The 25307-nt window shown below is 66.9% G+C and carries 21 protein-coding genes; 7 read left to right on the plus strand and 14 right to left on the minus strand.

Features of this window, described 5'->3' with window-relative positions:
- Positions 1-57: 57 nt before the first annotated feature.
- From ACH2CY_RS20860 to ACH2CY_RS20890, 7 genes are all read right to left on the minus strand, one after another.
- Complete coding sequence (locus ACH2CY_RS20860) at positions 58-1119, minus strand: ABC transporter ATP-binding protein (protein ID WP_395021407.1); 1062 nt, start codon at positions 1117-1119, stop codon at positions 58-60.
- The gene (locus ACH2CY_RS20865; RefSeq protein WP_395021408.1) at positions 1116-1880 is read right to left on the minus strand and encodes an ABC transporter permease; all 765 of its coding nucleotides are present in this window, start codon (positions 1878-1880) and stop codon (positions 1116-1118) included. The genes ACH2CY_RS20860 and ACH2CY_RS20865 overlap by 4 nt, the downstream gene beginning before the upstream one ends.
- The gene (locus ACH2CY_RS20870; RefSeq protein ID WP_395021410.1) at positions 1877-2728 is read right to left on the minus strand and encodes an ABC transporter permease; all 852 of its coding nucleotides are present in this window, start codon (positions 2726-2728) and stop codon (positions 1877-1879) included. Before ACH2CY_RS20870 ends, ACH2CY_RS20865 begins: the two co-directional genes overlap by 4 nt.
- 124 nt (positions 2729-2852) lie before the next feature.
- Complete coding sequence (locus tag ACH2CY_RS20875) at positions 2853-3899, minus strand: spermidine/putrescine ABC transporter substrate-binding protein (RefSeq protein ID WP_395021412.1); 1047 nt, start codon at positions 3897-3899, stop codon at positions 2853-2855.
- 162 nt (positions 3900-4061) lie between these two features.
- Positions 4062-4718 carry a cupin domain-containing protein gene (locus ACH2CY_RS20880; protein WP_395021413.1) on the minus strand — a complete coding sequence of 219 codons (657 nt, stop codon included), beginning with the start codon at positions 4716-4718 and terminating at the stop codon, positions 4062-4064.
- A gap of 75 nt (positions 4719-4793) precedes the next feature.
- On the minus strand, positions 4794-6956 hold the full coding sequence (locus ACH2CY_RS20885) for a class I SAM-dependent methyltransferase (RefSeq protein WP_395021414.1): 2163 nt from the start codon (positions 6954-6956) through the stop codon (positions 4794-4796).
- Positions 6953-7651 carry an NUDIX domain-containing protein gene (locus ACH2CY_RS20890; protein WP_395021415.1) on the minus strand — a complete coding sequence of 233 codons (699 nt, stop codon included), beginning with the start codon at positions 7649-7651 and terminating at the stop codon, positions 6953-6955. Before ACH2CY_RS20890 ends, ACH2CY_RS20885 begins: the two co-directional genes overlap by 4 nt.
- 117 nt (positions 7652-7768) lie before the next feature.
- Between ACH2CY_RS20890 and ACH2CY_RS20895 the strand changes: the two genes are divergently transcribed.
- The gene (locus tag ACH2CY_RS20895) at positions 7769-8767 is read left to right on the plus strand and encodes an AAA family ATPase (RefSeq protein WP_395021417.1); all 999 of its coding nucleotides are present in this window, start codon (positions 7769-7771) and stop codon (positions 8765-8767) included.
- 153 nt (positions 8768-8920) lie between these two features.
- Entirely contained in the window at positions 8921-11101 is a 2181-nt protein-coding gene (locus tag ACH2CY_RS20900; protein ID WP_395021418.1) for an MASE4 domain-containing protein, read from the plus strand.
- Here the strand turns inward: ACH2CY_RS20900 and ACH2CY_RS20905 are convergent.
- Genes ACH2CY_RS20905 through ACH2CY_RS20915 form a run of 3 tightly spaced genes read right to left on the minus strand, consistent with a single transcriptional unit; the run spans position 11098 to position 15383 of the window.
- On the minus strand, positions 11098-12276 hold the full coding sequence (locus tag ACH2CY_RS20905) for an adenylate/guanylate cyclase domain-containing protein (protein ID WP_395021420.1): 1179 nt from the start codon (positions 12274-12276) through the stop codon (positions 11098-11100). The genes ACH2CY_RS20900 and ACH2CY_RS20905 overlap by 4 nt on opposite strands.
- Before the next feature lie 51 nt (positions 12277-12327).
- Entirely contained in the window at positions 12328-14505 is a 2178-nt protein-coding gene (locus ACH2CY_RS20910; protein WP_395021421.1) for a CHASE2 domain-containing protein, read from the minus strand.
- 29 nt (positions 14506-14534) lie between these two features.
- Positions 14535-15383: a FecR domain-containing protein gene (locus ACH2CY_RS20915; RefSeq protein WP_395021424.1), complete on the minus strand. Its 849-nt coding sequence runs from the start codon at positions 15381-15383 to the stop codon at positions 14535-14537.
- Positions 15384-15618: 235 nt separating this feature from the next.
- On the opposite strand from ACH2CY_RS20915, the gene ACH2CY_RS20920 reads away from it, so the two are divergent.
- Both ACH2CY_RS20920 and ACH2CY_RS20925 read left to right on the plus strand, forming a co-directional pair.
- Positions 15619-17001, plus strand: coding sequence for an aminotransferase class III-fold pyridoxal phosphate-dependent enzyme (locus ACH2CY_RS20920; RefSeq protein ID WP_395021425.1), 1383 nt, complete (start codon positions 15619-15621; stop codon positions 16999-17001).
- A gap of 3 nt (positions 17002-17004) precedes the next feature.
- A complete protein-coding gene (locus tag ACH2CY_RS20925; protein ID WP_395021426.1) occupies positions 17005-18288 on the plus strand; it encodes a flavin monoamine oxidase family protein in 1284 nt (427 codons plus the stop codon).
- Between the two features lie 11 nt (positions 18289-18299).
- Here ACH2CY_RS20925 and ACH2CY_RS20930 read toward each other — a convergent pair whose 3' ends face one another.
- Positions 18300-18743 (minus strand): MarR family winged helix-turn-helix transcriptional regulator, encoded by a 444-nt coding sequence (locus ACH2CY_RS20930; RefSeq protein ID WP_395021427.1) that lies wholly within the window; start codon positions 18741-18743, stop codon positions 18300-18302.
- Positions 18744-19149: 406 nt separating this feature from the next.
- Between ACH2CY_RS20930 and ACH2CY_RS20935 the strand changes: the two genes are divergently transcribed.
- Together ACH2CY_RS20935 and ampC are read left to right on the plus strand one after the other, a co-directional pair.
- A complete protein-coding gene (locus ACH2CY_RS20935; RefSeq protein ID WP_395021428.1) occupies positions 19150-20691 on the plus strand; it encodes a diguanylate cyclase domain-containing protein in 1542 nt (513 codons plus the stop codon).
- Between the two features lie 274 nt (positions 20692-20965).
- The gene (gene ampC / locus ACH2CY_RS20940) at positions 20966-22135 is read left to right on the plus strand and encodes a class C beta-lactamase (RefSeq protein WP_395021430.1); all 1170 of its coding nucleotides are present in this window, start codon (positions 20966-20968) and stop codon (positions 22133-22135) included.
- 9 nt (positions 22136-22144) lie between these two features.
- Here the strand turns inward: ampC and ACH2CY_RS20945 are convergent, their stop codons facing one another.
- Together ACH2CY_RS20945 and ACH2CY_RS20950 are read right to left on the minus strand one after the other, a co-directional pair.
- On the minus strand, positions 22145-23257 hold the full coding sequence (locus ACH2CY_RS20945) for a helix-turn-helix transcriptional regulator (RefSeq protein ID WP_395021431.1): 1113 nt from the start codon (positions 23255-23257) through the stop codon (positions 22145-22147).
- 153 nt (positions 23258-23410) lie between these two features.
- On the minus strand, positions 23411-24310 hold the full coding sequence (locus ACH2CY_RS20950) for a LysR family transcriptional regulator (RefSeq protein ID WP_395021433.1): 900 nt from the start codon (positions 24308-24310) through the stop codon (positions 23411-23413).
- 106 nt (positions 24311-24416) lie between these two features.
- Here ACH2CY_RS20950 and ACH2CY_RS20955 point away from each other — a divergent pair, with 106 nt between their 5' ends.
- Entirely contained in the window at positions 24417-24842 is a 426-nt protein-coding gene (locus tag ACH2CY_RS20955; RefSeq protein WP_395021434.1) for a RidA family protein, read from the plus strand.
- Positions 24843-24853: 11 nt separating this feature from the next.
- On the opposite strand, the gene ACH2CY_RS20960 is transcribed toward ACH2CY_RS20955, so the two are convergent.
- On the minus strand, positions 24854-25249 hold the full coding sequence (locus tag ACH2CY_RS20960; RefSeq protein ID WP_395021435.1) for a DoxX family protein: 396 nt from the start codon (positions 25247-25249) through the stop codon (positions 24854-24856).
- Positions 25250-25307 lie beyond the last annotated feature (58 nt).

Below are 25307 nucleotides of genomic sequence, written 5' to 3' on the forward strand. Positions count from 1 at the left end.
TCCCCTTCTGGCCCCCGGAGCATCCCCGGCGGGCCGGTACAATAGTCGAAAGAAGCGTCATTTCACCAGCAGGCGCGCATGCTCCGCCGCCCAGCTGCAATGCACCTTGCGCCCGTTCTCCACGCCCGCCGCCAGGCGGTGCGCCGCCGGCAGCCGCGCCACCAGCGGCAGGCCGCTGCCGCTCAGCGAGAGATGCACGATCATGTCCTGGCCCATATAGGCCGAACCGATCACTTCCGCCGCAAGCGCCCCCCGCTGCGCGGTCTCCGACAGGACGACTCGCTCCGGCCGGACCGCGAGGCTGGCGGCGCCACCGTCCGGCAGGGCGTCGACATCCTGTGCCGGCAACACGCCCAGCCCGGCGGCTTCGAAGCCGCCGCCGCGGCGATGGCCTTCGAAGAAATTCATCTGCCCGACGAAGTCGGCGACGAAGCGGCTGTCCGGACGCTCGTAGAGATCGCGCGGCTTGCCCAACTGTGCGACCTTGCCATGATCGAGCAGCGCGATGCGATCGGCCATGGTCAGCGCCTCTTCCTGGTCATGGGTCACGACCAGGAAGGCGATGCCGGTCTCCTGCTGCAACCGCTTCAGCTCGATCTGCATCTTCTCGCGCAGCTTCTTGTCGAGCGCGCCCAGGGGCTCGTCCAGCAGGAGGAGCTTGGGCCGCTTGACCAGGGCCCGGGCCAGGGCGACGCGCTGCTTCTGCCCGCCTGAGAGCTGGTGCGGCTTGCGCGATGCCTGGTCGGAGAGCTGCACCAGGGCGAGCGCCTGCTCGACCCGGCGTTTGAGCTCGGCGCCGCGCAGACCTTCCATCTCCAGCCCGTAGGCGACATTGGCGAAGACCGTCATATGCGGGAACAGCGCATAGGACTGGAACATGAGGTTGATCGGCCGTTTGTTCGGCTTGACCGCGGTGATGTCCAAGCCATCGAGGCGAATGGCGCCGCGGTCGGGATGCTCGAAGCCGGCGATCAGGCGGAGCAAGGTGGTCTTGCCGCAGCCCGACGGACCCAGCAGTGCGAAGAACTCGTTCGGCGCCACGGCGAGATCGATGCCATCGACGGCGCGGATCGTGCCGAAGCTCTTGGCGACGCCGGCGATCTCCAGAAGAGCGCTCATGCTTCGGCCTCGCGGTTCAGGCGCTGCGAGAGGAAGACCAGCACGAAGGAGACTCCCATGACGATGGTGGCGACGGCGTTGATCTCCGGCGTCACGCCGAAGCGGATCATGGCGTAGATCTGCATCGGGAAGGTGGTCGAGCTGGAGCCGGCACCGGCGGTGAAATAGGCGATGATGAACTCGTCGATCGATAGGGTGAAGGCGAGCAACGCCGCGGCGATCACGCCGGGCGCGATCACCGGCAGGGTGACGCGGCGGAAAGTCGTGAACTGGTTGGCGCCGAGGTCGATCGAGGCTTCCACAATGGATCGGTCGAAATGCTTGAACCGGGTGCGCACGACGGTGCAGACGAAGGCGATGTTGAAGACCGCGTGGGCAAGGATGATCGAATGCAGCCCCAGGGTCATCTTCAGCAGCGAGAAGAAGGACAGCAGCGCGATCGCCAGCACGATGTCGGGGATGATCATCGGCGCTGCCACCAATGCCTCGAGTGCGGGATGCGGCCGGCGCTCCTCCATGCCCATCGCCAGCAGGGTGCCGACCACGGTCGAAATGATCGTCGAGACGAAGGCCACGATCAGCGAGTTCTGGACCGCATTGAGGATCTTCTCATTGGCCGCGAGCTTGCCGTACCACTCGGTCGAGAAGCCGGTCCAGGCGGTCGGCAAGCCGGCGCGGTTGAAGGAGAGCACGATCAGCACCAGGATCGGGCCATAGAGAAAGAGATAGACCAGGCCGAGATGCGCCCTGAGCCAGTTCATGCCCGCGCCTCTTCGTTGCCGCTGGCGCGATGCACGAAGATCGCCTGCAGGGTGAGCAGCAGCATCATGAGGGCGACCAGCAGGAAGGCGAGGGTCGCGCCGAACGGCCAGTCCCGCGCGGTCAGGAACTGGTCGTAGATGAGATTCCCGAGCATGGTGCGCTTGCCGCCGCCCAGGAGATCCGGCGTCACGAAATTGCCGATCGAGAGCACGAAGACGAAGACCGAGCCGGCGGCGATGCCGGGCAAGGTCAGCGGCAGGGTGATGCGCAGGAAGGTGCGCAACCCGTCGGCGCCGAGATCGGTCGAGGCTTCGGCCAGCTCCGGCCCCAGCTTCGAGATCGAGGAATAGAGCGCCAGGATCATGAAGGGCACATAGCCGTAAACCAGGCCGGTCACGATCGCGAAGTCGTTGTAGAGCAGCGGCAAAGGCTCGGCGATCGCGCCCATGCCGGTAAGCGCGCTGTTGATCAGGCCCTCGCGGTTCAAGAGCACGATCCAGGCATAGGTGCGGATCAGGAAGTTGCTCCAGAACGGCATCATCACCAGGATCAGCAACGGGATCTGTCGCGACTTCGGCTGCTGGGCGATGCAATAGGCAGCCGGGTAGCCGATCAGCAGCGAGACCAGCACGGCGCTGAGCGCGATCCGCGCCGAATAGAGGAAGATCCCGGCATAGAGCGGATCGGCGGCGCGGGCGAAGTTCTCGGTGGTGAAGGTGTAGTCGATCCCGCCATAGACTCCGCGCTCGAAGAAGCCGAGCACGAAGATCAGCGCGCAGGGGAGGATCAGCAGCGCGGTCAGCCAGGCGAGGCCGGGTCCGAGCAGAAGTGCGCGGCGGGAGGTCATGGACGATGACGCCAAACAGCCGTCATCCCGGGACTTGGTCCCGGGATCCACGCCTTCCTTCGAACCCCAAGGCGTGGATCCCGGCGCCTAGCGCCGCGATGACGGTGAATGAAGTGCGACAATTCTAATTCGAAGACGTGATCTCGGTCACCGTCTTCGACCAGAGCTTCTGCGCATCGCCGAGGTCGCGCATCTGCTCGAACTTCATCAGCTCCGCCGGCGTGATGCCGAGGTTCGGATACTGCTTGACGAGCGCCGGATCCAGGGCATCCATCGCCGCCTTGTTCGGCACCTTGTAGAGGATGTTCTCGGCGACCCAGCGATGCACTTCGGGACGCAGGATGTAGTTGATGAAGGCCTGCGCCGCGTCCTTGTGCTCGCTGGCCGCGGTCACCACCATGGCGTCGACCCACATGTCGCTGCCTTCCTTGGCGATCGCGTATTTGATCGCCGGGTTCTCGGCGATGCCGTAGTTGCACCAGCCGTCCCAGGCCTCGACCAGCAGGGCCTCGCCCGAAACCAGCTTCGAATAGAAAGTGGTGTCGTCATAGGCGAGCAGGGTCTTCTTGGTATCGATCAGCAGCGCCTTGGCCTTGGCGACTTCGTCTTCCTTCGGCGTGTTGATCGAATAGCCGAGCGAAAGCAGCGCGGGAACCATCAGCCAGCGATCGGTCGCCAGCATGGTGGTCTTGCCCTTCACCGTGTCGTTCGGCTTCAAGAGGTCGTTCCAGCTGGTCGGCTCGGCGCCGACCTTGTCGCTGCGATAGCAAAGCCCGGTCGTGCCCCAGGAATAGGGCACCGAGAATTTCAGGCCCGGATCATGCGGCAGCTGCATCGCTTCCGGATAGAAGTTCGAAAGGTTGGGGATCTTGCCGTGGTCGAGCTCCGCCGCCAGTCCCAGCTTGTGCAAAGCCTCGGCAAACGGCGAGGAGACGAACAGCACGTCATAGCCCTTGCCGCCCGAGGCCGTGACCTTGCCCATGATCTCTTCATTGGTGGCATGGACCGACAGCTCGGCCTGGATGCCGGTCTCCTTGGTGAAATTCGCCAGCAGTTCCGGCGGCATGTAGGCGTCCCAGTTGGAGATGACGATCTTCTCCTGGGCCGAAGCCGCGCCCGCGGCGAGTGAGAACGCGACCGCGACGGCCGCGCCGAAGAGATGCTTTTGCATGATTCTCGTCCCTGTCTTGCTGCCCCCGTTGTTTGTCCGCGCGGCCCCTGGAGCCGGAAGCCGCGCGCTCTGGTCAGCATTATTACTAGCAGTGAAATTCCACACAAGAGTTTCACGCCGGCCCAGGCGTGACGCGACAGATTCCCGTGGCGGAACGAGGGTTTAGTAGATGGGCGGGGTAATGGCCCAGATCACCCGGGTGGTCTGCTTACTGGCGCTCTCGAAGCGATGCCGCCGGGTGCTCTTGAAGCGGAAGGAATCGCCCTCTTTGAGGATATAGGCTTGGTCCTCGATCCAGAGCTTCATCGCTCCGGCGATGACCACCCCCGCCTCCTCACCCTTGTGGACGTAATGCTCGGCGCCCGAGGTGCCGCCGGGATCGAGCGTCACCAGCAGCAGCTGCAGCGTGCCCGGCATCATCGGGGTCAGCAGTTCCTTGTGGCAGCCGTGCTTGGAGAGATTGAGGGTCGGCCGCGCCTTGCGCCGCAGGATGGTGCCGAGTTCCGCGGCCGGCGGCAGCGCGCGGGTCTGGAACAGATCGGCGATCGGCACCTTCAAGCATTCGCTCAGGCGCTGCAGGGAACGCACCGAGGGCGAGCGCACGCCGCGCTCGATCTGGCTGAGGTTGCCGATCGAAAGATCGGAGCGCTCTGCGAGCTGCGCGAGGGAGAGTTTCTGCGCCCGCCGCAGGGCGCGGATCTGCTGGCCGAGCCAGAGATCCTGAGCGCTGCCTTCGCGCGCGACGACACGCGGCGCCTTGCGCCCGGCCGGGCGCTGCTCCTCGCCGTTGATCGTGACGACGGTTTCGCTGCGTTCCATCCCTCGGGCATAGCACAGGGCCGCGCATCCGGGCAAACGCTGACAATCGTCCTGGTTGTCGAGTTGGATTTTTCGTTATCCGCCCGATGCAGCGGCGAACAGATGTCCCGCCCGCGATGCGGCGATCAGCAGATGGCCATCGGCGATCCGGTGGGGTGCAGCTAGGACATCGCTCAAGCGGCAGAAGACCAGGCCATCGGCGATCCGGCGCGGCAGCATCCGAGCCTCGGCGATGAAGGGATATACACGCTCGGTGGTGATGCCGAGGCTGGAGAAATAGCCGCCGCCCAAGGCCGTGAGGCTCGCCTGTTCCGCGAGATCGAGTCGTTTCGCGAGCATATCGCGCGCCGCCGCAGGCCCGGGGGCGCGAGTCGGGAGCCGCCAGGCCGGCACGCAAGGCAGCATCGCATTGCCGGTGAGCGCCTGCGCCGCCGGCAGCGCGCGCATTTCGATGCCGACCAGGATCGTGCCGTCAGCCTGTCTCGCGACGGCGAGAATCGACGCGCTGGCCGGCGAGCCGGAGAAAGGCTCGGCCCATTCCAGGCTGGCCGCGTCGACCGCGTTGCCGGCGGCATCGACATCCTTGAACAGGCCGCGCCGGATCGCGAACCAGGGCCGCGCCGGCGCCGTGCAGGCGGCAAAGCCGCTTTCGCTGCGCGCCAGCAAGGCAGCAAAGTCCACGGCCGGGAATTGATCCGTCGCGGTCAGCGCGGGGACCTCCCCGACCCAGGCATCGAGCGCGATACCTTGGGCGCGCAGCAGGAAAGCGGTCGCGATTTCCAGCCGCGCCTCGTCCAGCGCGCCGACCTGTCCGGCGCGCAGGATGTCCTGCGCGTCGAAGGAACGGACGATGCCGGCGCGCTGCAACGGGCCGGCGCTCGGCTGCGGCGGTGGCAGGTCGGCGAGCTCAAGGTGATAGCACTCCGCGCGTTCGGCGATGCCGCCCGCGGAGGGCAGGAAGGAAAGGTGATGCACGGGTGCTGCGCCGGGTTTCAGGCCGAGCTTCGCCACCAGGGGGCCGAGCGACGCGGGATCGCCGGTGTAAGCGATCGGCTCGATCGCGCGGCCGGGATGGTGCCGGTCCGCCGCGCTGGCGATCGGCCGCGGATAACCGTCGCGCGCGAGGATGCGCAGCCGCCCATTCGCCATCGCCCAGGGCAGCAGCTCGATGGCCCGCGCCGGGCGTTCGGCGATGGTCCAGGTCTCCGCCTCCTGCGCGCGCCGCCAATGCGAGACCCGGAGATAGCCGGCCGAGGGCATCGCCTGCTGCCAGCGCACGCACACCGATGAACCCTGTGGCGCCTTGCGGCCGGAGACCAGCAGGTTGGTGTCGGGCCATGGCGCAGGGCGGCCGTCCTCCTCGCTGAGCTCGGCCTTGCCGGACCAGCGGTTGGCCAGGATCCAGGGATTGAGCACCGGCACCGCGCGGGCATCGGACAGGCCGGCTGCGGCAAAGGCGCTCAGAAACTCCTCGACGGTGAAATAGCCGTATTGCTCCTGCAGCTCCGCCGGCCAATCGGCGCGGTAGTCCTTGCGCAGCAGGAACTCGGCGGCGTTGCGGCGCGCGAGCCGAAAGCGCCGCCGTCCCGCTGCCGGCGGCGTCAGCTCTTCGACCGGAAAGCCCGGCCCGAGCTTGCGGTCGAGCGGCCGCGCCGTGCGCGAGAACTCCAGCAGCAGATTGGGCTCGTCCATCTGCGCCGGCGCGTCCGAGGACGGGCCGGAGATCAGCGTCAGCACCACCAGGCCATCGGGATCGTCCGGCACCACGAAATCGCGCAAGGCCAGCACGCCGCCGGGCTTCAGGGATTGCGCATGCGCGGCGAGCGCCGCCTTCACTGCATCGGTCGAATAGGCCGGATCGGCGAAGGTGAAGACATGGTGCAAGGTGGAAGAGCTCAGAATCGCGTCCGCTTCTAGGCCGAGCGGCTCCGCCACATTGCCGACCTGGAAGGAGAGGTTCGGCGCCGGGTAGCGCTTGCGGCAGGCCTCGATCGCTTGCGGGTCGAGATCGATGCCGACCACCCGCACCTGCGGGTTGAGCCTTGCGAGGTAATATGCAGCGGCACCGGAGCCGCAGCCGGCATCGACCACCAGCGCACCCTTGTCGAGCAGCATCAGGCCCGCCATAAGCGCGAGCTTCTGCGGCATCGAGCGATCCATGCCCTCCCAATAGCGCTGGGCGACGCCTTCCGCGTCGTGGCGCCGGGCATGGGCTTTCGGCGGTTCGGGTGTGCTCATAGGGTGCGATCGAAGAAAGCAGTCTTGAAACCGCGCTTCACCCGGTAGATCTGGGCCGGGCGGTTGCTGGCCAGTCGCCGCTCGCCGGGAACCGGTTCGACGAAATCGGCCTCGGCCATGCGCTTCCGGAAGGCGGACTTGTCCATCTTACGCCCGAGGATCTGCTCATAGACCCGCTGCAGGTCCGGCAGGGTGAATTTCGGCGGCAGCAGATGCACGGGGAGCGAGGTGTACTCGACCTTGCTGCGGAGCCGCGCGACCGCCGTCGCCAGGATCGTCGCATGGTCGAAGGCGAGCTTCTGCTTGTCCGTCGCGTTGCGCCAAGCGACCGCATCGGCATTGGCGCCATGTTGCGGCGCCAGCGTCTCCGCCGCGACCAGGGCGAAATAGGCGAAGGTCGCGGTCCAGCCGCGGGGATCGCGCTTGGCGTTGCCAAAGCCCTGCAGCTGCTCCAGATACGGGGTCTCGATCCCGGCCTTGTCGCGCAAGATCCGCCGCGCCGCAGCGTCGAGGTCGGCATCCTCCTGCGGATGGATATAACCGCCGGGCAAGGCCCAGGCGCCGGCAAAGGGTGCTGCGCCCCGCTGCATCAGCAGCACCTGCAGCGCGCCCACGCGCAAGGTCAGGATCGCCACATCGACCGTCACTTGCGGTCGCGGAAATGCGGCATTCGATTCCGGGTTCTGCTTTGCCATGTCCCGGCAAGACTTAGCCTAAAGTTGTCTTAGATGCAATTACGCACTAACTTAGTTGACAAATTACACTAACTGACCTACATCAGACTCATCGTCAGTCACCTGATAGGAGGACGCATGCCGACCGGCCTGGTGATCGGGAGATTCATGCCGCCGACCATGGGGCACCAATACCTCCTGGACTTCGCCCACGGCTGGTGCGGCGAGGAATTGACCATCGTGGTTTGCGCCAAGCGCGGCGATCCGATCTCCGCCGTTGACCGCTTCGCGGCGATCAAGGAGGCCTATCCGGATGCCGATGTCGTGCTGCTCGAGCATGATCTCCCCGACGCGCTGGAAGGGCATCCGGATTTCTGGACCGACTGGCGCCGGACGCTGCAACGCGCGACCGGCCGCGACCGGTTCGGATTCGTGTTCGCGTCCGATGCCTATGGCGCGCGTCTCGCGCAGGAGTTCGAGGCCCAGTTCGTCCCGGTCAATATCGGGCGGCGTGCGATCCAGATCTCGGCAACCATCGTCCGGCAGGCGATCTTCGACAACTGGGCCTATGTGATGCCGACCTTCCGGTCGCGCTTCGTTGCGCGCGTCGCGGTCGTCGGCCCGGAGAGCTGCGGCAAAACCGAGCTCTGCCGGGATCTCGCCAAGCACTTCCAGACCGAATGGTGCCCCGAATGGGCGCGGATGTTCCTGGAGGCGGAGGGCAATCGGTATCCGGTCGATTCCGACTATCCGCTGATCGCCAAGGCCCATGCGATCGCCGAGGACGCGCTGGCGAAGCAGGCGACGCGCGTCTTGATCTCGGATACCGACGCCGTCTGCACCCAGATCGCGGCCGAGCGGCTCAACAACTTCGCCGATCCGTTCGTGGACCGGCTGGTCCGCGAGCGCCGCTACGACCTTCGCCTGGTGATGGGCGACGACGTGCCCTATGCGGCGGATCCGCTGCGCTACGGCATCGACAAGCGCCAGTTCAGCACCTCGGAGTTCGAGCAGGCCTATCGCGATCTCGGCGCGCCTTTCATCACGATCCGCGGCGACTGGGCCGCGCGGTTCACCCAGGCCGTCACCGCCATTCGCCAGGTTCTCGGCGAGAAAGCCGCTTCGGTTGCCGCTTGATCCAGGACGCGTTAACGTATCGTTTACCATCGCATCCCACACTGGCATGGGACTTTGTGGTCGGCGTCGCGGCATCGATCCGCCGTACTACGTGTTATAACTTGAACGGTGTCGCGAGCCCTGGGGATCAACGCAACCAATCGCTCCAGTACCATGGTGCAAGACCGAGGCATCTTCCTATCGATCATGCCGGCGAGCGCTGCGGAGCGCCGGCTGGCGCTGATCATCCTCGGCGTGTCGCTGGGCGTCTTCGCACTCTGCGTGCCCTTCGCGAAGACCGCGCTCAAGCCCATCGACGCCTTCATCCCGGCCTATGAATCCGCGGTCACGATCAACGACCTGATCACCACCGCCCTGCTGTTCGGCCAGTTCACCCTGCTCGGCAAGCGCGGCCTCAAATTTCTCGCCTGCGGCTACCTCTTCACCAGCCTGATGGCGCTCGGCCATCTGCTCTCCTTCCCTGGCCTGCTGACGCCGACCGGCCTCCTCAGCGGCGGCACGCAGACCACGGTCTGGCTCTACATGTTCTGGCATGGCGGCTTCCCGCTGATGGTGCTGGCCTATGCGCTCAAGGGCGATGCCGAGACCGGCGGCTCCGGCGTGCCGCAGGCGGTCGGCGCGGTGCTGGCGGCGGTGCTGGCGATTATCGCCCTCACCACGCTCGGCCATGGCCTGATGCCGGTGCTGCTCGAGATCACTGAGGGCGCGCCGCCCAACTACACGACGGCCTATCGTGTTGTCGTCGGGATCATCGCCGGCCTGAGCCTGTTGGCGTTGCTGGCGCTCTGGCGCCGGAAGGCGCGTTCGGTGCTCGACATCTGGCTTATGGTGACGATGTGCGCCTGGGTCTTCGACATCGCCTTGAGCGCGATGCTGAACCAGCGGCGCTTCGATCTCGGCTTCTATGCCGGCCGGATCTACGGGTTGATGGCGGCGAGCTTCATCCTGCTGGTGCTGCTCCTGGAAACCCGCGCGCTGTTCGCCCGTCTCGCCGGGTCGCTGGAGCGGCGCAACGCCGCCTTGCGCGAGAGCCAGGAACGGCTGCGGCAGCTGAACGAGACCCTGGAGCAGCGCGTCGAAGATCGCAGCCGCGCGCTCGAGGCCGAGGTCGCCGAGCGCCAGCGCATCCACGAATCCATGCGCGAGACCCAGAAGCTGGAAGCGATCGGCCAGATGGCCGGCGGCATCGCCCATGACTTCAATAACCTCCTGACCGTGGTCATGGGCAATGCCGGCTTCCTCGAGGACCGGCTGGTTCCCGGCCCGGAACGCCAGGCGGCCGGCACCATCGTGCGCGCCGCCGAGCGCGGCGCGCGGCTGGTGCGGCAGATCCTCGCCTTCTCGCGGCGCCAGGCGGTGAAGCCGGAGGTGATCGCGCTCAACGAACGCGCGACCGAGCTCGTCGATATGCTGCGCCGCTCGACCCGCGGCGATATCCGCATCGTCGCCGATTTCCCGGCGGATCTCTGGCCGTTCGAATGCGATGCGGCCGAGCTCGAACTGGCCCTGATGAATCTTTGCGTCAACGCCCGCGACGCCATGCCCTCGGGTGGCCTGGTGCGGGTCCATGCCTGCAACTGTCCCGACGGCATCGCGCCGGATGCCGCCGCGCCCGGCAACCGCGTCGGCGGCCTGGTGCCGAATGCCGATGGTGCGCCGCTCGGCGATCATGTCCGGCTTTCAGTGACGGATACCGGCACCGGCATCGAGGCGGAAGTGCTGGCGAAGGTGTTCGAACCCTTCTTCACCACCAAGGAGGTCGGCAAGGGTACCGGCCTCGGCCTCTCCCAGGTCTATGGCTTCGCCCAGCAGGCCCGTGGCGCCGCGGAGATCATGAGTGCGATCGGGGTCGGCACCACGGTGTCGATCATCCTGCCGCGCTGCACCGTCGCAGCCGAAACCGAGGCGACCGAGCGCCAGGCCGCCAACGATCCCGTGGCGGCCGGCACCGGCATGGTGCTGCTGGTGGAGGACGACGAGGACGTCGCCATCGCGGCGATGACCATCCTCGGCATGATCGGCTACAAGGCGCAGCATGTGCCGAATGCCGGCACCGCGCTGGCGCTGCTGATCGGCGGCGGGCGCTTCGACCTCATGCTTTCCGATATCGTGATGCCCGGCGGCATGAGCGGCTTCGAGCTGGCACAGAAAGTCCGTCAGCATTTCCCCTGGCTGCCGATCCTGCTCTCCACCGGCTATGCCAAGCCCGCCGCCGAGGTCCACCAGGCCGGCTTCGAGATCATCGCCAAGCCCTACAACGCGGCATCGCTGCTGGACGCCATCATCCGCGCAAGGCAGAGCGCCGCCGCCGGCACCAACGCAGAGACGGCCTAGCCGACGCCGTAGACCACCTGCTCCGCCGCTACGCCCTTCAGCGCGAAGGCGCCGAGCGGTGTCATCGCGCCGCCGCAGGCGGCCGCGAACTCCGCCGAGGCCAGGATCGTGCGCCCGATCTCGCCGCTCAAGGCCTCGATCCGGGCGGCGAGATTGACCGCGGGGCCGATACAGGTGAAGTCGAGGCGGTTGCTGCTGCCGACATTGCCGTAAAGCACCTCGCCCACATGCAGGGCCACGCCGAACTTCACCGCGGCCGGCGCTTCCAGCCCGGCCCAGTCGGCGCCGGCGACCGCCGCTTCGACCGCGCGCGCCGCGGCGAGCGCGCGGTCGCAGACCTCGGAGACAGCCGCGGCCTCGATCGGAAAGATCGCCAGCAGCCCGTCGCCCATGAACTTCAGCACCTCGCCGCCGTGTTCGCGGATCGCCGGCACCTGGCAGTCGAAATAGCGGTTGAGCAGCGCGATCAGGTCTTGTGCCTGCATGCGGTCGGCCCGGGCGGTGAAGTCGCGCATGTCGGAGAGCCAGATCGCGGCGCGGATGGTGTCGATATCGCCGCGCCGGATCTGGCCGGCGAGAATCCGTGCGCCCGCCTGGCCACCGACATAGGTGTCGAGCAGGTTGATGGCGACGCGCCTCAGGCCCCGCGCTTCGGCGACCCGCGCCAGCGGATGCTCGATGCGCTCGAGAATCTCGGTCGCCCGGTCGGAGAAGCCTTCGGGCGCGGCGCTGCACCAGGTCGAGACATGGATGTCGCCGTTGCTGAAATGGATCGGCGCCACGACGTAGTCGGTGAGGCCCTGGTCCTTCAGCTCCTTCAGGATGCTGAAGTCCATCGGGCAGGCGGGATCGCTCAAGCGCCGGCGCAGGCCCTGGCCGGTCGCGTAGACCCGCACGATCGGGCTGCCGGTATAGCCGGGATCCTGCAGATATTCGAACGGCGCATCGGAGACCACCGTGCCCTCGCTCGCCTTCCACAGCAGCCGGCGTCCCATGATCTCCGGATGCAGGGTGCGGATGAACAGCGCGCCGCGTGCCAGCGGGACGCCGCAGGCCACCAGCCGCTCGCAGAGTTCGGTCAGCACGTCGGCGTTGTCCTGGGCCGAGCGGCATCCGGCCGCCAGCCAGGCGATCAGGTCATCGACGTCGCTGGTTCGGGAAGCACCCGGGGTCATGGTTGGCGAGTCTACAGGCTCGCGAATGCGAGGGCTACGCCGCCGCTTCCGCTATGCCGCTTGGGAGGCCTCGATCAACGCGCCGGGAATGGACAGCCGCACCGTGGTGCCTTGGCCGGGCAGGCTTTCGATCTCGAGCTTGCCGCCCAGGAGCAGCATCATGCGGTGGGCGAGATAGAGCCCGAGGCCGGCGCCCTCATGATGCCGGTCGAGCCCGCCGCGCACCTGGGAGAAGGCCGAGGTCACGTTCTTCAACGCCGCCGGCGCGATCCCGATGCCGTTGTCGACGACTTCGAAGACGATGGTCCGATCCACCGCCGCCGCCGCCCGCAGCAGGATGTCGCCCTGCGGCCCGGTGAACTTGATCGCGTTGGAGAGAAGCTTCGCAATGACCTTGGCCAGCGCCTGGCGGTCGGATTGGATCGCCTCGGCGCCGGGCAGGACCTCGAAGCGGATGTTCTTCTCGCCGCAGGCCTCGGATTCGCGGGCGGCGAAGCAGCAGGCGCCGAGCAGGCTGCGGACCTCGAACACGTCTGGCCGGATCTCGTATTGCTCGGCCTCGATGCGGGTGATGTCGATGATGTCGTTGACCAACTCCAGCAGCCGCTTGCCGCCGCTGTGGATGTCGCGGGCATATTCCACGTATTTCGGATTGCCGACCGCGCCCAGGCTCTGGTCGCCGATCATTGTCGAGAAGCCGATGATGGCGGAGAGCGGCGTCCTGAGCTCATGGCTGATCCGCGCGAGGAACTCGTTCTTCGCCGCGGTCGCCGCCTGCAGCTCGCGGATCGTCGCGTCGCGCGCCGCTTCCAGGGCGCGCTTGGCGCTCTCGTCGCGGAAGGTGACGATCCAGACCGACTGGTCGTCGCCGTTGCCGGCCGCGGACTGCGAACGGGTGACGGAGACCGCCAGGCCCAGTGCACGTCCGCTTCCTGTCGCGACGGTGACCTCCGCCGCGGCCTGCGGCATCAGAGCGAGACCGTCGAGGATGGCGCCAACCGCTTGCCCGGCCAGCGCGGCTTTCGCCGTTTCGAGCATGTGCTCGGCCGCGCCGTTTGCCACCAGCACGCGGCCGTCGTCGCCGGCAATCAGGATGCCGTCGGAGCTGTCGTTGAAAACGCCTTCCATCAGCGCCTTCTGGCGCGCGGCGGCGGCGCGGTGGAGCGCGGCGGCGCGTGAATGGCGCCGCACGCTCCGGATCAGCGTGAGCAGGGCCCAGCCGGCGATCGCGGCAAGCCAGGGCGCGACGGGCAGCGCAATCGCGAAGGCGGTTTGCAGCACGAATCCCAGTCCCAGCGCCGCCGCCGCCGCCGCACCTGCGACGAACAGCTGGCGGCGCCAACCCCGGCCATCGAGCCAGACGCCGGCGATCAGAACGACGCCGAGACCGAGCAGAACCCAGGCGTCGCCGGCGGTATGGATCATGCGATCGCCGACCACGCTGGAATAGGCCAGGGCCTGATACTCGACCCCGTTCAGCGTGTGATACTTCGGCACGTTGAAGCGATCGGGAATCTCGGCGGCGGTGGCGCCGATCAGAACCTTCTTGCCCGCCACCACCGCGGGATCGAATCGCCCGCTTAAGACGTCCACGTAGGCGATCCGTGCGATGGAGCGTGGATCGATGCTGTAGTCGACCAGGAATGCGTTCTGTCCCGCGGCGACCCAGCCCGCGAGCACGGTTGCCATGCTGTCGTCGTCCTGCAGGTAGCCACGCAGGATCCCGTCCTCATCGGCGACCGCGTTGACGAAGCCGAGCTGCGCATGCGCCCGGAAGGCCGGCAGCGGGAGATTCAGCAGCGGTTTGAGGTCGCCATTCGCCTGCCGGAAGGAGGCCAGCACGATCCGGCTCTTCGACCCCGCAATGGCCAGGGCGAGCGCCGCGTCGTCGGCCGGCTTCTGCTGCGTGCTGAAATCGACGTCGAAGGCGATGGTCTCGGCGCCTGCCTGGGACAGGCGCTGGATCAGCGCCGCATGATAGGCGCGCGGCCATGGCCAGCGCCCGATCTTCTGCAAGCTGGCGCCATCCATCTCGACCAGCACCAGATCGTCGGCGGCCGGCCGCGACCAGAGCGAGTAGTTGAGATCGCCGATCAGGCGATCGGCGGGGACGAAGACTCCCGCGAGGGTCAGCAGCGCCAGCGCCGGGCCGAAGCCGAAAAGCATCAGGCCGCGCCAGGAGAGCGCGGCCCGGATTCGCTTCAAGCCTTGGCGGGCATCGTCAGGCACGGCGGCGGGGCATCCTGGCGCCGGATTGATCAGTTGCGGCCGCGGGCAAAAGCGTTGCCGTGGCCGTTGCCGTTGCCGCCACCATTGCCATTACCGTTGCCATTATTGCCGTTGCCATTGCCGCCGCCATTACCGTTGCCGTTATTGCCGTTGCCATGGCCCCCGCCGTTGCCATTGTTGCCGTTGCCATTTCCGTTGCCGTTGTTGCCGCTGCCGGAGTTGCCATTGCCGTTGCCATTGCCATTGCCGGAATTGCCCGAAGGGTTGCTGCCGGCGGGGGCTTCGGACGCGGCCTTGCTGGGCGCCGCGCCGACTTCGACGCCGCGGTCGCGGGTCTCGACGGTGCCGCGCTCGCCGGCGCCCACAGACTGGGAATCGCCCGTGCGGCGGTTCTTCGCCTCGACGCGGCCTTCGCTGACGCTGACCGAGCTTTTCTGATCGCTGGCATCGACCGAGAAGGTCGTGCCCTTGACGATGGTCGCCAGCAGCGGCGCATCGACCTGGAAATGTGGCACCTTCTCCTTGGTCACGTGATACTCGACATGGCCGTAGGGCTGGTCGATCAGCGTGTTCGAGGTCGGTTGCGGATCGACGATTTCGATCCGGCTGTTCTCCGCCATGGTGACGAGGTCTTCGCCGCGGCTGAGCACCAAGGCGCCGCCGTCACCGGTGGTGAGGCGATCGCCCGGCGCGACGTTGCCGCCCATCACGACGGCGGTGGGCGCATCGCCGTTGCCGTGATCGACGAAGGCGTTGTTCGCCACCACCACCGACCAGCCGCCGGTCTGGCTGGCATTCAGGGCCGGTGCACTGAGCGCGGCGAATACAAAGCCGACGATCAGCAGCGGGAGTAACCGGGTCTTCTGGCGGCGTCGCATCTTGGGTTTCCTATCTGACTGCGGAACCCCTGGGCGCCTTTGCGGCGATTGCGGCAGTTCCGATTCTACGGGGTAAATTGTCCCAGCAAACGCTTAAGGCCGAATTAATTCCGCCGCCGAAAAACCCGAATAACACGCTGAAATCACGAGAAGAAATTTGGCGCGTATTTTAGCGATCGGCAGCGTGGCCAGGCCCTGGAGGGACAAGCCGGACTCCGCCTGCTATGAACTTCAAATGGATACAGGAACCCATCTCAACGGCCGGGTCGATCGCGCCGCCCTCGCGGCACTGCGCAAGCGGGAAGAAGCCGCCTTCGCGGCACGGACTCCGAAATCCCGCGCCTGGCTCGAAGCCGCGCGCGCCAGCATGCCGAACGGCGTGCCGGTCGCCTGGATGGCCGGGCTCTACCGGCACAACTCGATCGTCGCCGGCGGCGGCGCAGGCGCCTTCTTCCGCGACATCGACGGCAACCGGTATTGCGACTTCAATGTCTGCGATCTCGCCATGACCATGGGCTATGGCCCGCCGCCGATCGTCGAGGCGGTCAGCCGCGCGGTCGCCAACGGCGCGCATTTCCTGCTGGCCGTGGAGGACACCCGCGCGGTCACCGAGGAACTCGCCCGCCGCGTCGGCCTGCCGGCCTGGCAGTTCACCCTCTCGGCCTCGGCGGCGAACACCGAGGTGATGCGCATCGCCCGCTTCATGACCGGCCGCACCAAGATCCTGATCTTCGATGGCCAGTATCACGGCCATATCGAGGAATCGCTGGTGACCCAGCGCGGCAATGAGACGGTGCCGATCCAGCTCGGCCTCTCGGCGCGCACCGCCAAGGAATCGATCATCGTCCCGTTCAACGATCTCGCCGCCGCCGAGGCGGCGCTCAAGGCCCATGAGATCGCGCTGGTGATCACCGAGCCCGCGCTTACCAATTGCCTGCTGGTCGAGCCGAAGCCGGGCTTCATCGAAGGCCTGGGCGCACTCGCGCGGCAATACGGCGCCCTGCTCTGCCTCGACGAAGCGCATACCTTCCAGTTCGAATATGGCGGGATGGCGGGGAGCCGCAAGCTCGACTGCGACTTCGTGACCCTCGGCAAGGGTCTCGGCACCGGCGTCTCCTTCGCGCTCTACGGCATGACCCGCGCCATCGCAGACGTGATGGAGAAGCATCTCGACAGCGATATCGGCCTCGACATCGGGTCGAAGGGGCTCGCGACCGGCGGCACGACCTATGGCAGCGCGATTGCCGTCGCCGCGGCCAAGGCGGCGCTGGAACAGGTGCTGACCCCGGAGAACTATGCGCGGGTGGATAGCCTCGGCAAGACGCTGGCCGAAGGGCTGGAGACCGTGTTCAGGAAGCACGGGCTCGACTGGCGCGCCTTCCACCTGGGGCCCCGCTCCGGCTATTGCCTGAAGCCGGATTTCCCGACCAACGCGGAAGAAGCCTCGGAATCCATGGACATCGAGATGATCGATGCGCGCCGGGTCTTCATGGCCAACCGCGAGGTCTGGGATGCGGTCGTCTCGGCCGGGCCGCAGGTCTCCTTTGCCCACAGCGCCGAAGACATCGCGCGCTATGTGAGCCTGGCCGACGCGTTTCTTGCCGAGATCGTGCGGTAAGCCATGATCGATCGGCGGCCGCCCATCACCAGCAACGAGTTCGACCTGATCATCATCGGCGCCGGAGTCGCCGGGATCGCCGCGGCCCATGCGGCGCGCGATGCCGGCCTGAACGCGATCGTGCTGGAGGCCCAGGACCGGGTCGGCGGCCGCGCCTTCACCGATTTCGAAAGCTTTAGCCAGCCCTTCGACCACGGCTGCCAATGGCTGCATGCCGCCAGCATCAATCCACTGCGGCCGATCGCCGATCGCCTGGGCTTCCGCTATCGGCGCGGCGAGATCGATTTCCGGATCCATGACGGCCATTGGTGGCTGAACGATTCGATCGCCGCCGAATACGCCGCGATGTACACCGCGACCTATGATCGGATCCACGCGACCGGTGAGGCCGGCGAGGATGTTTCCTGCGAGAGCTGCATCGATCCGGCCAGCCGCTGGGCACAGCTGTTCCGCCAGAGCTTCGCGCCATACATCTCGACCGAGCCGCGCAATGCCTCGACGCTCAATCTCGCGCGCTATCGCGACACCGGCGAGAACTGGCCGGTGGAAGACGGGCTCGGCGCGCTGGTGAAGAGCCTGGCCGAGGAAGTGCGGCGGGCGATCGAGATTCGCCTTTCCTGCCCGGTGAAGTCGATCGACTGGGGCAGCGACGCGGTCATGGTCGGCACGCTGGACGGCATGCTGTTCGCCAAGGCCGTGCTGGTCACGGTCTCGACCGCGGTGCTGGCCGGCGAGCGCTTGAAATTCTTCCCGCTGCTGCCCGACTGGAAGCACGAGGCGATCGCCCAGCTGCCCCTGGGCTTCGCCGAAAAGATCGCCTTCGAGTTTGCCGGCGATCCCTTCGTCGGGCTGGAGACGCATTTTGCGATGATGGACTGGCCCGACGCGCCGATGGGCTCGTTCCACATCCATCCCTTCGACCGGCCGATGGCGACGCTCTATCTCGGCGGCGTGCAGTGTCGCGACCTGGCGCTGGCCGGTGACGCGGCGATGCTGGAATACGGTCGCGACACGCTGGCGAAGCTGTTCGGTACGGAGATCCTCAAGGACATCCGCCAGTCGCGGGCCACCAGCTGGACCACCAATGCCTGCATCGGCGGCGCCTATTCGGTGCTGGTGCCAGGCGGCGGCGAGGCCCGCGCGGCGCTGGCGCAGCCGATCGATGACAAACTGTTCTTCGCCGGCGAGGCGACCTCGCCCGATGCCTTCCAGACCGCGCACGGCGCCTGGCAGTCGGGCCTCGATGCGATGAAGCTGATCCTGGCGACGGCGCAGTTCGCGCGGTAGCGGGTCGCCCGTTAGACATCGAGCCGTTCCAGGAGCTCGGCGAAGACCGGGCGGATCCGGCGCAGCTCCTCGAGATGCGCGGTCGAGAGCTTGGTGAGCAGGCGCCGGCCTTTGGGCGTCAGCGCCAGCAGCACCTTGCGACGGTCGGCGGTATCGGGCTGACGGGAGACCAGGTCGAGCTCCACCAGGCGGTCGACCAGCTCCACCGTCGAATGATGCTTGAGCAGCATGCGCTCGGCCAGGAAGCCGACGGTCACCGCCTGCCCGTCCGGCGCGCCGATGATCGACAGCATGGCCTGGTGCTGCTGCGGGGTGAGGCCGACGCTCTTGGCGGCGCTGCCGCTGAACTCCAGGAACTTGCGCAAGGTGTAGCGGAAGTTGGCCAGGGCCTGATAATCCGCGGTCTGCGGCTTGCCCCGCTCGCCCGCCGCCCCCTTCCCCTTGATCTCCGTCATCTCGCCGTCCGGCCGTTTCCCCATGCTTCATAAGTGCCCGGCCCGGCGTTGCGGCGCAATGGTGGATATTGGGGTACGGGCTTGCCGCGACGCTCTTCCAATTCGTCTCCATATTATATCGCTCTACGATATATAACAGCGACTGCAGCGCCGCAGTCCGGAGCGCATGAAGGGGGTCGCGCGGCGGTAGAAGCAGAAAAACAGCTTCGCCATGCCCGCCCCCCAAGTCCGCGGGCATCCATGGGTCCAAACCCGACCGCTGAAGAAGCCCATGGGTCTCCGCCCCGGCCCCCTGTCGAGCCGGGTGCGGAGACGGCGACCCCCGGTCTGCAGGCCCGTTTCGGCATTAGCCCTCTCTTAACGATCTGACCCGCAAGCTTCTGCGATTTTCGGGGAGATCGGGGTCATGAACCGCAGCGCGCGGGCGAGCGAGGAGCGAGGCGTCACCAGGCGGCTTTTGCCGCTGCGAATCTCGTCGCTGATCCTGATCTTCGCCGCGGTGCTGATCGCGGCCTTCACCGGCGCCATGCTCTATGTCGGCAAGCTCTCGTCCGAGGAAGCCGACCAGCAGGCGCGGGCCAGCGAGGTCAACCTGTTCCGCCACGTGCTGGCCAGCCGCTTCATCATGCTGGCGCGCGACCAGACCCAGGAATCTATCTGGGACGAATCGGTCCGCAACATCAGCCTCGACTTCGACCCGGATTTCGTCAGCGACGAGACGGCGACGGCGCTCTGGTACAACTACGGCCTCGACCGCACCCTGCTGGTCGGGCCGGACAAGAAGCTGCTGGCCTATGCGCGCGGCAGCGAGGTCGATTTCAGCCCGACCGCCTTCACGCTCGACGCCGACATGCAGGCGCTGATCGACAAGGCGGTCGCGCAATACATGAAGAACCGCATCACCATCAAGGGCGGATACAGCGCCCGGGCGGCGACGATCGGCGACCGCGCCATCATGCTGAGCGAGATCGGCGAGATCTTCTCCGGTGCGTTCCAGACCATCGAAGGCAAGCCGGCGCTGGTCAGCGCCACCGCCATCGTGCCCTATGAGAACGAGGTGGCGCTGCCCGACGGGCCGCCGGTGATCCTGGTCAACGCCAAGTTCATCGACACCGACGAGGTCTCCTATCTCCGCAGCCAGCTCGGCTTCCAGTCGCTGGATTTCGTGGCCGCCGGCGACGCTGCTGCAACCACTGGCACGCGGGAGGATATCAAGACCCTGAGCGGCCAGGTGGTCGGCACCTTCGTCTGGCAGAACGCCTTGCCGGGCGCGCATATCTGGTCGGTGATCCTGCCGATCGTCGGCGCGATCGGCGCGCTGGTCGCCGCCGCAGCGCTCCTGATGGCGCAGCGCCTCGGCAAGATGTCCAACCAGCTCGAGACCAGCGAGCGCCGCACCCGGCATCTGTCGCGGCATGACGCCTTGACCGGCCTCGCCAACCGCCTCTCCTTCGGCGAGGCGCTGGAGGAAGCGGTGGCCGGCCTGCCGGACAAGGCCTTCGCGGTCGTCGCCTGCGACCTCGACCGCTTCAAGGCGGTCAACGACACTTTCGGGCACGGGGCCGGCGACATCGTGATCCGCACCGTCGGCGAGCGGCTCGCCAAGGAAGTCGGCGAGAGCGGCGTGGTCAGCCGCACCGGCGGCGACGAGTTCATCATCCTGGTCCATGCCTTCACCGACAAGCGCCGCCTGAACCTGCTCTGCACCGGCATCATCGACGCGATCCTGAAGCCGATCCGCGTCGACAACGGGCAGGAGACCGATGTCGGCGTCAGCCTCGGCGTCGCCCAGGCGCCGCTCTGCGGCATCACCGGCTCGGCGGTGATGCGCGCCGCCGACGAGGCGCTCTATGCCGCCAAGCAGATGGGCCGCGGCCGCGCGGTCTTCGCCGAAGCGCTGGAGGCGCCGCAGGATCCCGAAGCCGCCCCGATCAAGGCCGCGGAGTAGGCTTTCCGACCTTTACGGGCTGGATCCGTCAATGGCTTGCAAGCCATTGCGAATCAATATGAAAATCCCTATTCAGTGGCCCGCGCTCATCCGGCCTGCGTAAAGGCCCTGTAAAGGTTCCGCCTCAAGCCGCTGAAACGCATTGTATTCCTTTTGTTCTCGCGGTTCAACATGACCTCCGCGAAATCTCCCCGCTTCCGCCGCAGAAGCGGCCGATTGGGCCGGCAATGAGTGAGCGGCTGACGCCGCACCCTTAGAGATGGAAACCCGCGTGATGATCAACCGTCGCCAATGGCTCCTGCTGGCCGGCTCACTCTCGACTCTCACGCTCGGGCGGATCGGCCGTGCCTTCGCCGCGAATGCCGATGAGCCCGCCACGGTCAAAGCGGCGATCGACGCCGCGGTGAAGCCGGTGATGGCGCAGTATGGCATTCCGGGCATGGCAGTGGGCGTCACGATCGACGGGCGCCGGCATTTCGCGGAATTCGGCAGCGCCTCGCCGAAGCAGAAGCTGCCGGTGACGCGCGCGACCCTGTTCGAGCTCGGCTCCATCAGCAAGACCTTCACCGCAACCCTCGCGGCCCTGGCCGAGATCGACGGCAAGCTGAAGCTGACCGACACGGTCGGCGAACACATCAGCGAGCTCAAGGGCAGTCCGATCGGCGCGGTGCGGCTCTTCGATCTCGCCACCCACACGCCGGGCGGCTTCCCGCTGCAGCTGCCGGAGAATGTGAAGACGCGCGACCAGCTGATGGGCTGGTACCGCGCCTGGAAGCCGGAATTCCCCGCCGGCACGAAGCGCACTTACGCCAATCCCAGCGTCGCGCTGCTCGGCATCGTAACCGCACGGGCCATGGGCGAGAGTTTCGCCCAGCTCGCCGATGGCCGCCTGTTCCCAGCGCTCGGCCTCACCCGCACCTTCGTCAACCTGCTCGATGCCAAGGCCTATGCCTGGGGCACCAACAAGGATGGCAAGCCGGTGCGTGCAGGCCGCGGGCCGATCGCCGCCGAGGCCTGGGGCGTCGTCTCGACCAGCGACGACATGCTGCGCTATCTCGAGGTGAGCATGGGCGTCGGCGCGCCGGTGCAGGACGCGGTTGCCCGCGCCGTCGCCGCGACCCATGTCGGCTATTACCGCTCGGGTCCGTTCATCCAGGACCTCATCTGGGAACAGTATGCGATGCCGGTCGCGTTGCAGGCGATGACCGAAGGGAATTCGCAGCAGATGTCGATGAAAGCCAATCCGACAACGGCGATCACGCCGCCGATGCCGCCGCGCAGCGATATCATCTTCAACAAGACCGGCTCGACCAGCGGCTTCGGCGCCTATCTCTTCGCCGCGCCGGAGCAGAAACTCGGCATCGTGCTGCTGGCGAACCGGTTCTATCCGAACGAGGTCCGGACCAAAATCGCGTGGTCGGTGATGGAGCGGTTGGCGACTTAGCGGGCAGCGCTATTCGCGGCGGATCATCCAGAGCGGGTGGCTGAGCACCAGGCGGATCAGCTCCGACTGGCGGCCGCCGCCGAGCTTGGCGAACATGTTCCTCAGGTGGACCCGCGCGGTGCCGACCGAGATCTGCAACTCGCCGGCCGCTTCGGTCACGCTGCGGCCTTCGACCAGGCGCTCCAGGACGCGCGCTTCGGCCATCGAGAAGCCGAAGGCCGAGGCGAGGTCGGCCGTCACGCTGGACTTGCGACCCTCCTCGCTGATCAGGATCGCGGCCATGCCGCGCATCGCCTCGATCGCGCCCATGCGCGGGATCATCGGCACCACCAGCACCGACCAGGCGGGTTGCCCCGACGGGCGCGCGATGCGCAGCGCGCCGGCGACTTCCTGGGCGGGCTCGTCGCTCTGCTCGAGCACGCGGCTGACGCAGACGGCGAGCCGCGCGTCCAGGGACTGCACGGTTCCGTCGCGCTCCAGGTGGATGCCGTCTTCCTGGTGCAGCATTCTCTCGGCCGACCGGTTGAAGAACACCGCGCGCCCGGCGGCGTTGAGCAGGATGAATCCGGTCGCCAGCTGATCCAGGACCATCTCGGCCGCGGCGCCTTCGATATTCGCCCGCTCCAGCCGGTGGTTGATCTGCATCGCCCGGCGGAAATGCGGCGCCAGCTGCTGCAGCAGGGAGACATCGCGCGTGACCCGATCATCCTCGCGGTCCGGCAGCAGGTAGCTCACCGCCAGGAAGCGCTCGCGGTCCTGGTGGATGGTGACGCCGATGCCGGTGACCATATTCTGCGGCCGGAGAAAATCCGCGAAGAACTCGGATTTCTTGAGCTCGGCGCGGTCCAGCATGTATTCCGCCGGAACCGCCAGGCCGACCGGGCGGCGCGGCAGGTTGCGCAGCCAAGGGTTCACCCTGGCGAAGTGCTGGTTGTACTTTCCGACCCAGTCCGGGTGCCAGTTCGAGGAGACCACGGTGAACGACCCGTCCCCGAGCGAGAGATCGTGGTTGAGAAGCGTGCCGTGGCCTTCCGGATAATGCGCGCCGAGGGCATCGATCACATCCTGCCACCCGGCGGGATCGACGGCCGCGCCGTAGATCCGCTCAATGATCCCGTCCACGTCTGGAGACATCCGATTCCCCTTTGCGACGCCGAGGCACGACTACAAGCGAAACGCGAGATGCTGTTGCGAAAGTATCGTCTTCGCCGGCGGAGTTCCATGGCGAAATAGGGCGCGGCTCTACCCCATTTGGCATAGATCCGACACCGCGTACTACCGCCGCTTCCCCACCTCGCGCGCCACGTCCAGGAAGGCGCGCAGCGCCGGCGGGACTTTGCGGTGGCCGGGGTAGTAGACGGCAACGCCCTCGGCGTATTGCAGCCAGGGCGAGAGGACTTCGCGCAACTGCTTGGCCTTGAGTGCCGGGGCGGCGGCGGGCGCGAGGACATAGGCGATACCCAAGCCCCGCACCGCGGCCTCCACCATCAGGTCTTCGTCGTCGAGCACGACGGCGGCGGGGGCGTCGATCGTCAGCGCCTGGCCGGCGCGTTCGAATTCCCAGCGGTAGAGCCTGCCGCCCGGCAGGCGATGGCCGATGCAGCGATGATGCCTGAGGTCGTCCGGCGTCTTCGGGATGCCGGCGCGTTTCAGATAGGCCGGTGACGCCACGCAGAGGAAGCGGAGCGGCGCGCCCAGCGGGACCGCGATCATGTCGCGCGGGATCGAGCCCATCAGGCGGACGCCGGCGTCGAAGCCGCCGGAGACGATGTCGATGAGCTTGCCTTCGGCGACGAGGTCGACGGTGACATCGGGATGGCGCTCGGCCATCGCCGGCAGCACGCCGCGGACCAGCAGCGCCGCCGCCAGGCGCGGGGCGTTGAGGCGGACCGTGCCGGCGACCTTACCGCGGAAGGATGCGACACCGTTCAGCGCGTCGTCGAGCGCGGCCAGGGCGGGCTGCAGATGCCCGAGCAGGCGGAAGCCGGCCTCGGTCGGCGCGACGCTGCGGGTGGTGCGGTTGAGGAGCCGCACACCCAGCCGCTCCTCCAGCCCGCGCATCGCGTGGCTGAGGGTCGAGGGCGCGGTGCCGAGCTCGTCGGCCGCCCCGCGGAAGCTGCGGTGGGTGGCGACCGCCACGAAGGCGGTGAGGTCGTTGAGCGAGGGCTTCGGCATTGCTGGCGATATTGCAGCAGCCTATACGGATTTCAATGTCTAATCGACGGAATGCCGAGGGCCTATTTCTGCCTTCTCTCCGCTCAGGCACAAAGGACCCCAGCCCATGTCACAGATTTCCAAGCGCGATGCCGTCTTTCCCGCCGACCGCCATGCGCTCTACGACCTGCACCGCTATTCGGCGGCGATCCGCTCCGGCGATCTGCTGTTCGTCTCAGGCCAGGTCGGCAGCCGCGCCGACGGCTCGCCGGAGCCGGTCTTCGCCGACCAGGTGCGGCGGGCCTTCGCCAACCTGCGCGAGGTGCTCGCGGCGGCAGGCTGCAGCTTCGACGACGTCATCGATGTCACCAGCTTCCATACCGACCCGGCGGCACAGTTCGAAACTTTCATGGCGGTGCGCGCCGAGGAAATCGGCGAGCCCCCTTATCCGAACTGGACCGCGATCGGGGTCAACTGGCTCGCCGGCTTCGACTTCGAGATCAAGGTGGTGGCGCGGATTCCGGTGACCGCTTCTTCGTCATCCTCCGCGTAGAGCGGAGCCGCTTACTTCCGCAGCCGGCTGTCGAGGCTGAACGCGCCCGGGCCGGCGAAGACGAAGTAGAGGAAGACGAAGCAGTAGAGGATGGCGGCGTCGCCGCCGTTATTCACCGGAAAGAAGTTCTGCGGCATATGCGCCATGAAGTAGGCGACTGCCATGGTGCCGGAGGCGAGGAAGGCGGCGGGGCGGGTGAACAGGCCGAGTGCAATCAGCGCGCCGCAGACCAGTTCGACGATGCCGGCAAAGGCGGCTGGGCTCGAGAAGGTCAAACCGTAGCCAGCCATCTCCCCCGCCGGGAAAGAGAGGAATTTCTGGGTCCCGTGGGCCAGGAACAGCAGTCCCGACATGATGCGAAGAATGCCGTGCATCTTGGGGGCGTGGGGGGCGAGTTGGCTCAGCATGGTTGGGCTCCTGTCATCGGACTGGAAGCGACTCGGCGGCCACCGCGTCGCCAGGATA

Origin of the sequence: Dongia sp. (assembly GCF_041905885.1) — a bacterium.
Classification (GTDB): domain Bacteria; phylum Pseudomonadota; class Alphaproteobacteria; order Dongiales; family Dongiaceae; genus Dongia.